Genomic DNA, 15,499 nt, shown 5'->3' with positions numbered 1-15,499 from the left:
ATAAATATTGTTATGAATAAGACAATCGCCAAGCTGAACAATCACCTTGGCGATCTACTAATATCTAACAGATGCTGCGTTCATGTAAGTAACTGCTATGGTTAACGACATGAACGCAAACAATCATGCTACGTTAAAACGTATTACCAATCTGGAACTGAACTTTTTCAGTTTCATCGCCTTCTTTATCACCAATAGGTATAGCATAACTTAATGAAATTGGACCAATTGGCGTATACCAGGTTATACCTGCACCCGCACTAAAGCGCATACTATTGTCTTGCGTCAACAGTGGTACGCCCGTATCAGTACCGTCATTAGGATTGATAAAAGTGCGATCTTCCTTATCAGTCGTATCAAATACCTGACCACCTTCAGCAAACAATACCGGACGCACTTGATCTGCCCAATCGCCCTTAAACGGCATTGGCAAAATTAGCTCACTACCGAAGCTGACTAGCGCATTACCACCGATATCTTCGTCTTTGTAACGCACATCATCATTTATGGCATCATAATACGTTTGTGATTTTGGCCCAAGGGTTGAGGCCTCATAACCACGTACAGAGCCATAGCCACCAGCATAAAAGTTTTCATAAAACGGCAAATCATTACCATAGCCAAGCTTAGTATAACCGCGTGCTACCCAGTCTTTGTAGAAGGGATAATAGATGTTGCCGCTATAAACAAGTTTTTGATAGTTGGTATCACCCAAGCCAATGGTGGCATCGACCGTATGGCTCATACCTTTGGTCGGGAACACTGGACGATCTAAGGTGCTATAGTCCCAGCCGAATAGTAGGTTATAAGTATTGTAATCATTTTTGAAGCCTGTGCGTCCAGAAGCTTCATTTTCATCATTGACAAAGTTCTCAAACGTACCGCCATCATCAATAATTTGCTGAACGTTTGATACACCCAAGAAGCGACCACCACGTACTGAAGTATTATCAACGTTCAAACCGGCACTAACGCGTTTGGTTTCATCAACAGGATAACTATAGTTCAGCGTAGCACCATAAGAATCGGTGACATAGTTACTGACGTTTCTATCATCGTATTTCGTTTCACGATAATAGGCACTAAGACCTTGTGAGACGCCGTTTTCGGTAAAGTACGGATCGGTATAGCCCAAACTATAAGAATCACGGGTTTCTGAGCGCGATAGTGCCGCTTTCACACGATTACCTGTACCCATAAAGTTGTTTTGTGTTAGATCTAACTGGAAAGTCACACCGCCGCTTTGCGAGTAACCCGCAGCAATCGTTGAGCTACCAGAAGGCTGCTCTTCAACCGTATAATTGATGTCTACTTGGTCTGGTTGGTTCGGTACTGGTTTTACATCAACGTTGACAGCTTTAAAGAAGCCAGTACGCATCAGACGTGTCCGTGACAACTGGATTTTGTCACTAGTCGCCAATGCGCCTTCTAATTGACGCATTTCACGGCGCAGTACTTCGTCTTGAGTTTTGATGTTACCAGTAAAGTTAATACGACGAACGTAAATAGGACGTGCAGGGTCGATGAAATAATCGATATCCACTACTTTGGTTTCGTCATTGATACGTGGTACTGGTCTCACCTGCGCCAAATAATAGCCTTCATTACCGTAACGACTCTTAAGTGCCGCGGTGGTTTCATCGAGCTTGGCTTGCGAGTATTTTTCATTGGGTGCAAAAGTCACCAACTCTGTTAGTTCATTGTTCTCAAAAGTCGGCTTACCTAAGAAATTCACTTCGCCAAACTGATATTGTTCGCCTTCGCTTAGACTCACTTCGATAAACACACTGCTCTTATCTTCACTGATGTTAAGCACCGCATTATCTACTGCAAAACGCACATAACCATCATTTTGATAAAGCGCTTTTAGATTCTCTAAACTGGCGGCCAGCTTTTCTTTGGCATAACGATCAGATTTAGATAACAGACGTGTCCACGAGGACTCTTTTACCGCAAAAACGTCTTTGATTTCTTCATCACTAAAGTGTTTATTGCCAATGATATTGATATCGACCACTTTGGCAGGTTTGCCTTCGACAAAACGCACGTCGAGCTTGACGCGATTGCCATCAAGTAACGTTTGATCAACCTCGATATTGCTGTTGTAATAGCCTTGGCTGATATATTGCTGCTGTAGCTCATTGGCGACGCCTTGTAGCGTGGCTTGTTTCAGCACATTGCCCGCAGACAGACCAGCATTGTCCAACCCTTGCTCTAGCCCTTCTTTTGGAATGAGCTTATTGCCCTCAAAATTGACTTCAGCAATCGTTGGGCGCTCAACGACATCAAACCGTAGCTGTCCACCTTCGATACGGCTTTGAATATCAGCAAAATTTTCGGTCGCATAAAGCGCCTTAATACTGGCTGCTAAACTACTGTCATTTACCGTATCCCCTACCGAAATAGGTAGAACCGGATAGAGGCTATCGGGGGTTAAACGTTGCAAACCATTGAAACCGATGTCAGTGACTACAAATTCTGCAGCCTGTACTGGCATACTCATCATCGCTACAACTAACGGCAACCCTGCCGCGCTCATAAATAAAGGCGTACGCATAAACACTATCCGTCAATAAAAAACTTGCTTAAGTTAAGTTAAAAAGCCCATATTGTCTAGCGCATCTCGCATGAAATTTAAGCGCATACGCAGCAGACTCAGAACACTTTATATAAAATGCATCACAAAATAAACTAAAAATTACGATTAGTACAGAGGCCATGATACAAAGCATGCTACCTATCATGGTCATAATCATCCCATAATAGGCGTAAAACCATTAGTATCTCGTGCCTTATCGATCATATTAGCGATTCGCTGGTCAAAACAGCCGACTGATATCATTACCAATTGCTAACACCATGAAACCTGCCAGCAAGAGTAAGCCGATATTTAGTCCAATCATTTGCACCCCTTCCGAGAGTGGCTTACCGCGAATCAATTCAATAAGATAATACACAATATGACCGCCATCCAACACAGGAATGGGTAAAAGATTGAGTACACCCAGACTCAAACTAATCAAAGCCGCCGTCGATAACACCATCTGCCAACTGATATCAAAACTCTGTTTGGCCACTTTGGCAATGGTAATCGGACCTGACAAATTATCCAAACCAATCATGCCTGATAGCATCTTACCCATTGAGCTGACGGTCATCACTGCGAGCTGTTCAGTTTTCTCAAATGATTTCACCAATGACTCACCAGGGCCATAGGCTACGGTGGTCTTGTAAGCGTCAGGAATAATAATTTCGGACTGCGCCACCATAGCACCAATTTGCCCATAATCGTTACCCAAATTGTCTTTTTTGCCTTGCGGCATAATCTGAAGCTGTACGGTTTTACCATCACGCAATACTGTGAAATTGAGCAAAATTTCAGGACTGTCGCGGATGATACGAGTGGCACTGATCCAATCTTTAATTGGTTGATCATTGATAGCAATAATACGATCACCTACTTTTAGACCTTGGCGACTGGCGGCACCATCAGCGGTCAAATCACCTACTATAGGTGCAATATCTGGTTGCCATGGCAGCATACCAAAGCTGGTCAACGCATCTTTACCTTGCGCGCTGCCTTGCATAAACTGAGTTACGGGCGCTTGATAAGTTTTGATCGCATTATCAGCTTGCGCCTCTGATTGCAGAGTAATACTGACATTATCCGTCTCACCCATCCGTCCGGCAAGCCGATAGTTGATGCCTTCCCACGTTTGTACCTCATGCCCATCAATCGCAACGATTTTATCACCAACTGGCAACTGTGCCATAGCAGCAGGCGTCTCGGGTAATACCTGCCCAATCTTCGTCGCCAGCTGCTCTGATGGTGTCATAAACAACACCCAAAACAGCGCAATAGCAATGATGAAGTTCATGATAGGACCAGCGGCGACAATCGCAATCTTTTTTAGTGGATGCTGACGATTAAACGCCAAATGTTGCTCAGCTTTTGCTACCTCGCCTTCGCGCTCATCGAGCATTTTGACATAACCACCAAGTGGCAAAGCGGAAATACGATAATCAATACCGCTTTTTTTGCTCGTCCAGCCAAAAAGTTTAGGACCAAATCCGATAGAATAGGTCAAGACTTTAACGCCGCAAAGACGAGCGACGATATAGTGTCCCCACTCATGTAAGGCAATAAGCGGACCTAAGACAAATATTGCCGCAAGGAGCGTTAATAAAAACGTCATGATCTTTTCTCAGTATGGTTTCTCAGCATTCTTTCTTTGCATCTTTTATTAACATCATTTTTTAACGACGCAGTTGTTGAGACATTCACACCAACTTTGCCATAAGTTTTTCTGTAAGGTGACGTGCTATTTTATCAATTGCTAGTATATCTTCTATGTCAGCCGTTTCGTTTAACGGTGGCAGCTGTATGTCATTCAAAGCCTGCTCGTTGATATCAGCAATGTCAGTCAGGCGAATTTTTCCAGCCAAAAATGCCGCCACGGCAATTTCATTCGCTGCATTTAAGACAATCGTCGCTTGTGTGCCCGCCTGCATCGCCTGTCTTGCCAAATGCAAACACGCAAATTTTTGCAAGTCAGGCTCAATAAACTCTAAACCACTAAGTGCAAATAAGTCTAACGGCTGCGAGCCGCTCTCAATACGATCAGGGTAACTGAGCGCATGGGCAATGGGCGTTTTCATATCGGGACTGCCGAGCTGCGCCAAAAAGCTACCATCGCTATATTCTACCATTGAGTGAATGATACTTTGTGGATGAATCACCACATTTATCTTATTTTCAGGCAAATCAAACAAATGGCAGGCTTCGATTAACTCTAAACCCTTATTCATCATCGTTGCTGAATCGACGGATATCTTTTGACCCATTGACCAATTTGGATGTTTGACCGCTTCAGCAACGCTCGCTTGCTGCATCTGTGCAAACGATTTTTGCAAAAACGGTCCACCAGAGGCCGTTAGCCATAACTTGCGCACGCCGTGATTTGGCTGATGGATTTGGGTATTGTCCTGCTGAATAGCCAGTGGTAAACACTGAAAAATAGCGTTGTGCTCAGAGTCAAGCGGCAGCAAAGTAGCGTTATGCATTTTGACCGCAGTAATCATCACTTGCCCTGCCATCACCAGCGCTTCTTTATTGGCTAGTAAAATACGCTTACCTGCACGAGCAGCGGCTAAAGTAGAAGGCAGACCAGCTGCGCCTACGATCGCAGCGACAACGGTATCCGTCTGCGAATCAGTGGCAATGTCGACCAGCCCTGCTTCGCCGCCTACCACATCGATGTCAAGACCTGCCGCACGGAGTCGCTGGGCGAAATCATCGACTGCGGCGGTCGGTACACTAACGCGCTTTGGCAAAAACTGCTGGCAAAGTGCAAACAGTTTGTCTAAGCGGTGATACCCTGACAGAGCGTAGACCGTGTAAAGCTGTGGTTGCGCTGCTAATATTGCTAACGTGCTATCGCCAATTGAACCTGTCGCGCCTAGTACGGCGATGCGTTGCGTCATAACCATCAGTGCCTGTAAATGATACTCTAAAAAATTAAATAAGAAATCGATAAAACGCCTGATAAATAAGAGATGGACGATATCCAATGTATTGACTAGTCACTCATCTTAACCACTATAATTAGGGCGTATCATCGTCTATGAATTATTTTTTCAGTCCTAAACCACTATCAAACCTAACTGCTGTATCGCCCAAAAACCAAGCGCAAATATCGGTGTGGCAGAGAGCAGTGAGTCGATACGGTCAAGCACGCCGCCATGCCCCGGTAAAATCGTTCCTGAATCTTTGACATCAGCGCGGCGCTTAAGCATCGACTCAAATAAATCGCCAAGTACCGAGGCTAAAATGGTCAAGGCTGATAATGCTACAAATGCGACTAACGGCACACCCGTCAATTGCAACTTAAATACACTGATGGCAATGACCACGAGCAGACCGGTGACCAAGCCACCAGCCAGCCCTTCCATACTTTTATTGGGTGAGACGTTCGGTGCCATTTTGCGGCGACCAAGCTTACGCCCCACAAAATAAGCGCCACTATCTGCGCACCAGACCAAAAGGAACACATAGAGCAACCACCATGCTGACAGTTGCCACAAATAAAACATCGCCGTAATCGATGCGGTCAATATCACCGCACCCATCAATGCCAGTTTTTTGCCATACCAATTGGTATGAGTCGGGAACACTCGCACCCAAGACAGCGCCATTAGCCATATAGCCAGTGAAGCCACCCACCAAAATAACCATGTCACTTTAAACATGAGTGATACTAGGGTCAACACCAAAACCAATAGCACAAACAGCGCAGGATGACGCCACTTGGGCATCAGCTTAGTCCATTCGTGAGCGGCGATAATGACGCCAATCGCTAACAGCGGTGCAAATAAAATAGGAGTTTGGCTCGCAAACATTGCAATACCAACGATAATAACGAGAACAACTGCCGTCTTAATTCGTTGCCACATACTTATTGAGCCTTATAATAATGAAAAACGCATGGTCAAAACGTGCATTATAGCAGCTAATCTACAATAGCCCACTAATAGCAGTTGACGCTTATTGACGCGGTTTATTATTTCACAAACAAGCAATATTAACTACTTATACGATAGCGGCTTTGTAAGAGCTTTTTCCTTTACAAAATAACAGGCAAATGCTTAACACCATTAACGACTTGCTTGCTCTATCACTATCTGCTCACTGGTTTTGCCAAAACGGCGCTGCCGCTGAGCAAACTCTTTTACCATTGCTGCCAGCTCATCGGCTGCAAAATTTGGCCATAATGTCTGGGTAAAGAATAGCTCGGCATAGGCTGACTGCCACAATAAAAAGTTAGAAATTCGGTATTCACCGCCTGTGCGTATCAGCATATCTACTGCTGGTGCATCTGCTAATTGCACATAGTTACCGAGCAATTCTTTATTAATATCATCAGCACGTAACTGACCAGCCTCTACTTGCTGCGCCAGCTGTTTTGCCGCATGGGCAATATCCCATTGCCCACCATAACTGATAGCGATGACTAGAGTCATGGCTTTAAAGTCTGCTGTTTTCGCTTCAGCGTCCGCCATTAATGCTTGCAAATCATCACTCAGCTGACTGCGGTCACCAATAAAACGTAGACGAATACGATACTCATTCATGCGTGGTATTTGCTCATGAATGGTCGAGGCTAACAGTTGCATGAGTAGTGCCACCTCACTGGGCGGGCGTTGCCAATTCTCACTAGAAAATGCAAATACCGTTAATACTTCGATACCCGTATTAACGCAATACTCGACGATAGGATCGAGTGCATCTTTGCCAGCCACATGCCCTTGGCCTTTGCCCAAATCATTGGCTTTACCATAACGATTGTTGCCATCCATGATGATAGCGATATGGCGTGGAAGAAGATCAGGAGCCAAAACGGCTGAAGTGGACATAGGCGAAAGTGCTTATTGTTGAGGTAAAATAATAATAACGGCTGCGATAACGATTAGAAAGCGTCATAACCATAATTCACAAACTTATCATAAACCCATCTATGGGCGTGATTTAGTTTGCAAGATAGCGCTTATAAAATACAGTTTACAAATCTGAGAAAGCCTATTGCCGTATCCGATTGATATAACATTGACGCTATTATCGGTCCCGTCTACACAATAATAAGCAGCCAATAGTACTGACAGATTGGCTGCTTATTATAAGGATATGACATAACGGATTTTTTCTAAAATGATCGAAAAACCAGTGCTTTACACGTCCATCAAGTCAGTTTCTTTTTTGCTCAAACGTTTATCGATGGTTTCGATATACTTGTCAGTGATTTTTTGAATGTCATCACTAGCACGGCGCTCGTCGTCTTCTGAGATCTCTTTTTCTTTGGCCAATTCTTTGATGTCATTCATCATGTCACGGCGAATATTACGGATAGAAACACGGCTACTTTCTGCTTCTCCACGCGCAAGCTTTTGCATGTCGCGGCGTGTCTCTTCTGTCAATGCTGGCATTGGCACACGAATCACATCGGCGGTCACTGGGTTGAGACCCAAATCTGCTTCGCGAATGGCCTTGTCAATTGCTTGTACCATGGTACGGTCAAACGGCTGAACCATGAGCGTACGTGAGTCTTCAACGTTGACACTCGCCACTTGATTCAAAGGTGTAGGCGACCCGTAATAGCTAACCATCACGCCTGACAACATACCCGGATGCGCGCGCCCTGTACGGACTTTGCTAAAAGTACTCTCAAGCGCTTCCAGTGTTTTTTGCATACGCGCTTCGCCGTCTTGCTTAATCTCTTTGATCATTAGATATCCTTATTTATCGCTGTCGATAAATCATTCATTTGTTAGTAAATATACGGTTGTTCACTACTAATTATTAGCGACTGGTAGTTATTAACGACCAATCTAAGTTTAATGACTGGTATTCTCGTATTAATATTTAGAGTATTTAGGCAAATCAGTGATAAACGCGTGTGCCTTCATTTTCGCCCATAATGACGTTTAATAACGCATTAGGCTTGGTCATATCAAACACTTGTAGCGGTACGTTATGCTCACGGCATAATGCAATAGCGGTCAAATCCATCACGCCAAGCTTTTGCTCTAACACTTCATCAAAAGTTAAACCATCATATTTAACTGCATCGTCATGTAAGCTTGGGTCTTTGTCATAAACGCCATCTACTTTGGTGGCTTTTAAAATCAAGCCCGCTTCGATCTCGATACCGCGTAAGCAAGCGGCTGTATCAGTGGTAAAGAAAGGGTTGCCCGTACCAGCAACAAAGATACATACTTCACCATTTTTGAGATAGCGAATGGCATTACGGCTGCTATAGCTTTCGGTCACTTCACCGATTGGCAAGGCTGACATCAGGCGAGTTTTAATATTGCGGCGCTCAAGCGCATCACGCATCGCCAGACCATTCATAACGGTTGCTAACATACCCATTTGATCACCAGTCACACGGCCGACTAAGCCTTCTTGTTGCAACTGCGCGCCGCGATATAAGTTACCGCCGCCGACCACGATACCGACTTGAACACCAAGACCACGCAAATGGGCGATAGACAAGCTCATCTTATCGAGCACTTCGCTATCAATTCCCATCTCTTTGCCACCAGCTAAGGCTTCACCAGAGAGTTTCAGCAAAATACGAGAGTAACGCGGGTTTTTGTCAGACATGAGGTCACCTTGTTAGCATTAAATTATAATTAAAATGAGCGGTAAAACACAAATAGAGTTTGCCTTCGAATTTACTCGAAGTATCATCACCGAGGTACTATATAGGAAGCACCGCAACTGATGACAAACGTGTAAAAAGGCTAAATTGCGCTAATTGTAGCAAAAACTGCCCGCGATTGGGCAATTTTCACTCGTATATTGTAGTGACTAATCAGCTACAGTGACTGCTTAGCCTTTGTAACTGGCAAACAAATCATACTCGCTAGCGTCGTCAATCGTAACCGTTAGGAATTGTCCGACCTTAACTTGAGCAGTAATGTCATCGACATAGACATGACCGTCAATCTCTGGTGCGTCAGCATAGCTACGACAAATCGCAACGCCCTCTTCACTATCAATTTCGTCGACCAATACCATCAAGGTTTTACCGACTTTCTCTTGTAGCTTTTGCGCTGAGATGTCTTGTTGCAGCGTCATCAAACGCTCATAGCGCTCTTGCTTAATCTCTTCTGGCACATGATTTGGCAGGTCATTAGCCACTGCGCCTTCGACTTCTGAGTAAGTAAACGCGCCAACACGATCAAGGCGAGCTTCTACTAACCAATCGAGCAAGCATTGGAAATCTTCTTCTGTCTCACCAGGGAAGCCCACAACGAAGGTTGAGCGAATGACGATATCAGGACAAATCTCACGCCATGCATGGATACGCGCCAAGGTGTTTTCGCTATGCGCTGGGCGTTTCATCGCTTTTAGGATGCGATGGCTGGCATGTTGAAACGGAATGTCGAGATAAGGCAGTAGCTTTTTCTCGCCCATTAGCTCAACCACTTTATCGACATGCGGATATGGATAGACATAATGCAAGCGCACCCAAATGCCTAAGTTATTTAAGGCTTGGCATAAGTCATAAAACTTCGACTTCAGCGGCATACCATTCCAAAAACTGGTCTTATATTTCAAATCCAGTCCATAAGCAGAGGTATCTTGCGAAATAATAAGCAATTCTTTCACGCCAGCATTTTTCAGTGCAAGCGCTTCATTCATCACGCTATCAATCGGACGTGAAACCAAGTCTCCACGTAAGCTTGGAATGATACAGAAAGTACAACGATGGTTGCAACCTTCTGATATTTTTAGATAAGCATAATGGCTTGGCGTCAATTTGATACCCGCTTCATTAATCAAATCTATCTTTGGATCATAACTAGCGTCCTGACTGCGGTCAGGCTTGGGCACATGCAACGCAACGGCTTTAATGACCTCATCATAAGCATGCGCGCCCGTCACAGCTAGCACAGCTGGGTGCATTTCACGGATTTTGTCTGCTTCTTTACCCAAGCAACCTGTGACGATGACTTTACCGTTTTTGCTAATCGCTTCGCCGATGGCATCAAGCGACTCTTGTACTGCTGACTCAATAAAACCGCAAGTATTCACGACAACTAGATCTGCACCTTCGTAATCACTCGCCACTTTATAACCATCACGGCTAAGCTCAGTGATAATGCGCTCACTATCGACCAAGGCTTTTGGGCAACCTAGTGACACAAATCCAATCTTTGGCGCTGTATTCACTGGCGCATTTTCAGTCGATAAAGCACCTGAAGTCACATCGCTGCTTTGCTCAATGCTACGGTTTTGATTGTGATTGGCTTTATGATGGTAAGGTTGGTTAGTATTTGCTTGACTGACATCTGCCTGATTGTCTTGTGCTATATTTGGTTTGGCAGGATTAAAAACGGTGGCAGTGTCTTTTAACATAGAATCTGTTGGCGTAGAAGTTGACGGTGAGGTAGTAACAGTCGTATTAACCGACTCGGTAGAAGTGTTGGGCATGGCTGACCTTGCTAGATATAAATTGGCTGTGCGCATTGTACGTTTTTTTTGCAAAAATCGCCAGTTTTGCCGTTCTATAGTGTTGATTTATGGTTAAATATTATATCGCGTCTTCTTTTATTCTAGGCAATAGCCATGACAACCCTTTTGACAACCGTAAAACCGACACCTGACTTAGCATTTATGTCACAGCATTTGTTCACCGCTATTTTATGGATCAATGATGACTTATCGATCACTTGGCTAAATGCCCAAGCCGAACAACTACTCGCTATTAGTAGTGGGCGCTTACTGGGTCAGTCTATACTGACACTGCTTGCATCCGAAACATCCAAAGCATTGAAATCAGCCGATAGCAATCATGACATTGACAACCATGTAACTGTCGATAAAAGTAGTGGTGAAGATACTCATGAACAAACTTGCTCTTTAAAAGAACGATTTCAGCAAGCAAAGCAGTATCAACAACCCTTTATCGATCATGATCACCTTATCAGCACACCGCTAAATGGTAATTTATCATTCTCGGTTGATTATAGCGTGACCCCTGTCATTTATGAGCAGCAACCTTATTTTATTATTGAGATGTGGGGCAAGGATCGCCAAAGTCGCATATCAGAGGAACAACGCCAGCAGCAACAATATAATGTTGCCCGTCATATGCTGCGCTCGGTCGCTCATGAAATCAAAAATCCGCTTGCTGGTATTCGCGGGGCGGCGCAATTATTACAGCGGCAATTCATCAAATTCAGTGACGCCTCGCCTCTTAATAGTGCTCCTCCTGCTATTCTTAGCACAAACCCTATGGTAAACCCGAATAGCCACCTGCAAAAAACGGCTGAAAAACTACGTAATTATACTGATATTATTATTTCAGAAACGGACCGTCTAACCCATCTTATCGGGAAATTCCTTGGCTCCAATCAATTACCAAATTGGCAAACGCTAAATATCCATGAGCCACTGGAGCATGTTTTATCTTTGGTCGTCAATCAATATCCGCAAGTGACGCTACAGCGCGATTATGATTTGTCATTGCCTGAGTTATGCGCTGATAAAGATCAGCTAATACAGGTGTTTTTAAATCTGATTAATAATGCCTGTGAATCGATGACTGAGTTTGAGCAAACGCTGCAGCAAAGAGAGTTGTCCGAACCTAAGGCGCAACAACCTGTCACTTCACAAATGAGCAATCACGACAGCGCCAGTTACAAGCCAACGCTACACATTCAAACCCGAATTGCCTTTCAACATACCATTGCTGGGCAACAGCACAAGCAAGTGCTACAAATCAATATTGCCGATAACGGTTCAGGCATTGATCCTGCATTGATCGGACAGATATTTTTCCCAATGGTGACCAGCCGTGCCGCAGGAACGGGGCTAGGATTGTCTATCGTGCAAGATATCATCAGTCATCACCATGGTATGATTGACGTGAGCTCCCAGCAATCAAAAAGCCTTAACGACAGTGTCAAAAACAATCATAAACATCAACATACCAGTTTTACGCTGTACTTGCCTTTCAATCAGCCAACGCACCATGCTTAAAACAGCCAGCACCCAAGGCTTAGAAACCATGACCTAACCGATGAAACAATCACCCTGAATCACTTGCTTATTAGGCCTGATAAATGACTGCATATAATGACAACGCCACATCTAACAGCGACAATCAAGGCTCTGCCCAAACATCAGACAATCAAGAATCTAGTAACCGAGAGTCTGATAATCAAGCTACAAAAGTAACGGTCAATAATGCACCTGATGCTAACCCTGCAACGTTATGGCTCATCGATGACGATGCGGCCCTGCGTTTGGTGTTGGCAGATACTTTTGAAGACGCAGGCTTAAACGTTATTAGCTTTACTCAAGCACAAGCGGCGTGGACACGCCTCAACGATATTTTGCAACAGCAGGAATCAGCCGCTCAGTTGCCCGATGTGATATTGACCGATATTCGTATGCCCATGATGGATGGTTTGTCTTTTAGTGATTGGGTACATGAGCATTTCCCTAAGCTGCCCATTGTCATTATGACGGCGCATTCTGACCTCACCTCTGCTATTAATAGCTATCAAACAGGTGCTTTTGAATATCTGCCAAAACCTTTTGATTTAGATGATGCAGTCGTCACGATTTATAAAGCCATTAATTATCAGCCCAATATGCTGGCAGCGGCGGCAGCAAAATCTACAGCTGAACCTGCTCCGAAGACAATTACCAAAAAACTATCAAGTACTTTATCTAATATGCAGGTAAAACCTGATACCAGACCCAAGCTTGCTAGCAAGGCTACTCTGGTCAGTAAAACCAATAAAACATCTAGCCCTAAAATCAAAGTTAAATCTGCCATCAGCGCTAATGACAATCCGAGCGGCATCATTGGGCAATCACAAGCGATGCAGACGGTGTTTCGTGCCATTGGCAGACTGGCACACTCACCCATTACTGTCCTGATTACTGGTGAATCAGGCACGGGCAAAGAATTGGTCGCCAGTGCGTTGCACCAGCATTCACCGCGTCACCAGCAACCTTTTATTGCCCTAAATATGGCCGCCATTCCACATGATTTGATTGAATCTGAATTATTCGGTCACGAAAAAGGAGCGTTTACTGGTGCGACGACGACGCGACAAGGACGTTTTGAACAAGCGGATGGTGGGACATTGTTTTTAGATGAAATTGGCGATATGCCTTATAGCACCCAAACTCGACTGCTACGAGTACTGGCCAATGGTGAGTTTTTTCGCGTCGGTGGACAGCAGCCTGTCAAAGTGAATGTACGCATCATTGCCGCTACTCATCAAAACTTAGAAGAACTGGTCAAACAAGGCAAATTCCGTGAAGATCTGTTTTATCGCCTTAACGTTATTCGCTTGCCCCTGCCACCATTACGGACACGACCTGAAGACATTCCAGCATTAGCCCATTACTTTATGCAGCGGGCTGCTGAACAGATGAACAGTGCAGAGAAACAGCTACACCCGACAGCACTACATATCATGCAGGCTTTTGAATGGCGCGGCAATGTCCGCCAACTTGAGAATGTTTGCCTTTGGTTGACCGTAATGGCCACAGGCGACACCGTGATGGTGGATGATTTGCCACCAGAGCTGCTTGAAAATATCTCGTCTGATTTAGAAGAATATCAAGAGCAAAGTCAGCCTTCACAAGCTATGACTCACAATGAGCAAATACGCCCTCATTCCCACAGTTCAAGTTGGCAACAAGCATTGGCTGCTTGGGCTGAGCAATCGCTACAAACAGGAGAAATCGATATTTTGCAGACGGCAACCCCTGAGTTTGAACGCGTTTTATTAACGGCAGCGCTCAACCATAGTGGTGGCAAAAAGATCGCCGCTGCCAATTTACTCGGTTGGGGGCGCAATACCCTGACACGCAAATTACAGCAATTAGATATCTCTTCAGCAGAAGGGCAAAATAATCGTTATTAAAGGCGCAAATCCATAAACATTAATACTATTAATATCAATAGCTTATAAAAGTAAGTGAAAATAAATGATAAATATTTAAAAATAATTGCAAATAGGGGTTGCCAAACGTTTCAAACTCTATATAATAGCCAACCACTGAGACGCACTACCGAATCAGTTAACTGTCTATACTGTGTTTGAGTTTAAACGCTAATAATGATAGAGTAACGGAAAATGGGGCTGTGGCGGAATTGGTAGACGCACCAGATTTAGGTTCTGGCGCCGCAAGGTGTGAGAGTTCGAGTCTCTCCAGCCCCACCATTTTCGGATAGTACATCTTAGACCAAATATCAAAGCCTGCTTTTTAGCAGGTTTTTTTGTGTCTATATTTTGTCGGAAAACAAACACTCACTTCAAAACTAATTCAGTTCTCCTTCGCTTTTCTTTAATACCAGATTAGTATTTTGGAATAAAAACCCACACCCATCTAATAATTACAATAAAACAATATTTATAATTAATTAGTAATACTAACGACTAATTGTTTACATTAGTTAACTTTTTGTTTACATTACCCTTGACAGGCTTAGGTATGAGATATTCTATAAACATCATACTTAAATAAGAGAGTTAAGTTTATTGATAGTCCAAAAGGAAAGATAATGAAAACTATAGTTGCCTTGTTGGCTGCCCTATCATTGGTTGGTTGTGTTTCAGCATCTGAGCATGCTACCCAAGTCCAAAACAATGGAAACATCTCTGTAGGGGTTGTTCAAAAACAGATTAAAGTTGGAATGAGTGGCGCAGATGTGTTGCAGGCGCTTGGCTCACCAAATATGGTTTCTACTGACGACAAAAGAAGAGAAGTTTGGGTTTACGATAAGGTAGCAACAGATACCGTGCAGTCATCAAGTACAGGCTGGGTATTTGCTGTTTTAGCTGGTGGCCAGACTAGCTCAGGAGCATCGTCTAGATCACAAAGAACGCTGACTATCATAATAAAATTTGATGAGCAAAACTTGGTAAGAGACTTTGCATACCATTCCTCAAAATTCTAAAGGCCAGC

General features: G+C 44.0%; 11 protein-coding genes and 1 tRNA gene. 4 read left to right on the top strand and 8 right to left on the bottom strand.

Annotated elements, in window-relative coordinates; translation table 11 throughout:
• Positions 1-133 precede the first annotated feature (133 nt).
• The 8 genes from bamA to rimO form a co-directional block, all read right to left on the bottom strand.
• On the bottom strand, positions 134-2,557 hold the full coding sequence (gene bamA, locus AK822_RS04295; protein ID WP_060490686.1) for an outer membrane protein assembly factor BamA: 2,424 nt from the start codon (positions 2,555-2,557) through the stop codon (positions 134-136).
• Positions 2,558-2,819: 262 nt separating this feature from the next.
• Positions 2,820-4,196, bottom strand: a complete 1,377-nt coding sequence (rseP, locus tag AK822_RS04290; protein ID WP_060490685.1) for an RIP metalloprotease RseP — start codon at positions 4,194-4,196, stop codon at positions 2,820-2,822.
• A gap of 85 nt (positions 4,197-4,281) precedes the next feature.
• Positions 4,282-5,490 carry a 1-deoxy-D-xylulose-5-phosphate reductoisomerase gene (ispC, locus tag AK822_RS04285; protein WP_060492171.1) on the bottom strand — a complete coding sequence of 403 codons (1,209 nt, stop codon included), beginning with the start codon at positions 5,488-5,490 and terminating at the stop codon, positions 4,282-4,284.
• A gap of 153 nt (positions 5,491-5,643) precedes the next feature.
• On the bottom strand, positions 5,644-6,453 hold the full coding sequence (locus AK822_RS04280; protein ID WP_045451791.1) for a phosphatidate cytidylyltransferase: 810 nt from the start codon (positions 6,451-6,453) through the stop codon (positions 5,644-5,646).
• Between the two features lie 201 nt (positions 6,454-6,654).
• Positions 6,655-7,413 (bottom strand): polyprenyl diphosphate synthase, encoded by a 759-nt coding sequence (gene uppS / locus AK822_RS04275; protein ID WP_060490684.1) that lies wholly within the window; start codon positions 7,411-7,413, stop codon positions 6,655-6,657.
• Between the two features lie 312 nt (positions 7,414-7,725).
• Positions 7,726-8,280 carry a ribosome recycling factor gene (gene frr / locus AK822_RS04270; RefSeq protein ID WP_045451790.1) on the bottom strand — a complete coding sequence of 185 codons (555 nt, stop codon included), beginning with the start codon at positions 8,278-8,280 and terminating at the stop codon, positions 7,726-7,728.
• A 154-nt stretch (positions 8,281-8,434) separates the two neighbouring features.
• A complete protein-coding gene (gene pyrH / locus AK822_RS04265; RefSeq protein WP_045444979.1) occupies positions 8,435-9,160 on the bottom strand; it encodes a UMP kinase in 726 nt (241 codons plus the stop codon).
• A gap of 228 nt (positions 9,161-9,388) precedes the next feature.
• Positions 9,389-10,996, bottom strand: coding sequence for a 30S ribosomal protein S12 methylthiotransferase RimO (gene rimO / locus AK822_RS04260; RefSeq protein WP_060490683.1), 1,608 nt, complete (start codon positions 10,994-10,996; stop codon positions 9,389-9,391).
• Between the two features lie 135 nt (positions 10,997-11,131).
• On the opposite strand from rimO, the gene AK822_RS04255 reads away from it, so the two are divergent.
• The 4 genes from AK822_RS04255 (at position 11,132) to AK822_RS04240 (ending at position 15,491) form a co-directional block, all read left to right on the top strand.
• The gene (locus tag AK822_RS04255) at positions 11,132-12,547 is read left to right on the top strand and encodes a two-component system sensor histidine kinase NtrB (protein WP_060490682.1); all 1,416 of its coding nucleotides are present in this window, start codon (positions 11,132-11,134) and stop codon (positions 12,545-12,547) included.
• Between the two features lie 83 nt (positions 12,548-12,630).
• Positions 12,631-14,454, top strand: coding sequence for a sigma 54-interacting transcriptional regulator (locus tag AK822_RS04250; RefSeq protein ID WP_060490681.1), 1,824 nt, complete (start codon positions 12,631-12,633; stop codon positions 14,452-14,454).
• 215 nt (positions 14,455-14,669) lie between these two features.
• Positions 14,670-14,754 (top strand) — tRNA-Leu (locus tag AK822_RS04245).
• 341 nt (positions 14,755-15,095) lie between these two features.
• Entirely contained in the window at positions 15,096-15,491 is a 396-nt protein-coding gene (locus AK822_RS04240; protein ID WP_060490680.1) for an outer membrane protein assembly factor BamE, read from the top strand.
• Positions 15,492-15,499 lie beyond the last annotated feature (8 nt).

The sequence above is a fragment of the Psychrobacter sp. P11F6 genome, from assembly GCF_001435295.1.
Classification (GTDB): Bacteria; Pseudomonadota; Gammaproteobacteria; order Pseudomonadales; family Moraxellaceae; genus Psychrobacter.
This window is presented reverse-complemented; position numbering and strand designations above follow the sequence as displayed.

Excerpts from the sequence above, each read along its gene's own strand:
- bamA (WP_060490686.1), bottom strand. The coding sequence starts at position 2,557 with ATGCGTACGCCTTTATTTATGAGCGCGGCAGGGTTGCCGTTAGTTGTA.
- rimO (WP_060490683.1), bottom strand. The coding sequence starts at position 10,996 with ATGCCCAACACTTCTACCGAGTCGGTTAATACGACTGTTACTACCTCA.
- AK822_RS04240 (WP_060490680.1), top strand. The coding sequence starts at position 15,096 with ATGAAAACTATAGTTGCCTTGTTGGCTGCCCTATCATTGGTTGGTTGT.
- ispC (WP_060492171.1), bottom strand. The coding sequence starts at position 5,490 with ATGGTTATGACGCAACGCATCGCCGTACTAGGCGCGACAGGTTCAATT.
- AK822_RS04280 (WP_045451791.1), bottom strand. The coding sequence starts at position 6,453 with ATGTGGCAACGAATTAAGACGGCAGTTGTTCTCGTTATTATCGTTGGT.
- pyrH (WP_045444979.1), bottom strand. The coding sequence starts at position 9,160 with ATGTCTGACAAAAACCCGCGTTACTCTCGTATTTTGCTGAAACTCTCT.
- uppS (WP_060490684.1), bottom strand. The coding sequence starts at position 7,413 with ATGTCCACTTCAGCCGTTTTGGCTCCTGATCTTCTTCCACGCCATATC.
- AK822_RS04250 (WP_060490681.1), top strand. The coding sequence starts at position 12,631 with ATGACTGCATATAATGACAACGCCACATCTAACAGCGACAATCAAGGC.
- AK822_RS04255 (WP_060490682.1), top strand. The coding sequence starts at position 11,132 with ATGACAACCCTTTTGACAACCGTAAAACCGACACCTGACTTAGCATTT.
- frr (WP_045451790.1), bottom strand. The coding sequence starts at position 8,280 with ATGATCAAAGAGATTAAGCAAGACGGCGAAGCGCGTATGCAAAAAACA.
- rseP (WP_060490685.1), bottom strand. The coding sequence starts at position 4,196 with ATGACGTTTTTATTAACGCTCCTTGCGGCAATATTTGTCTTAGGTCCG.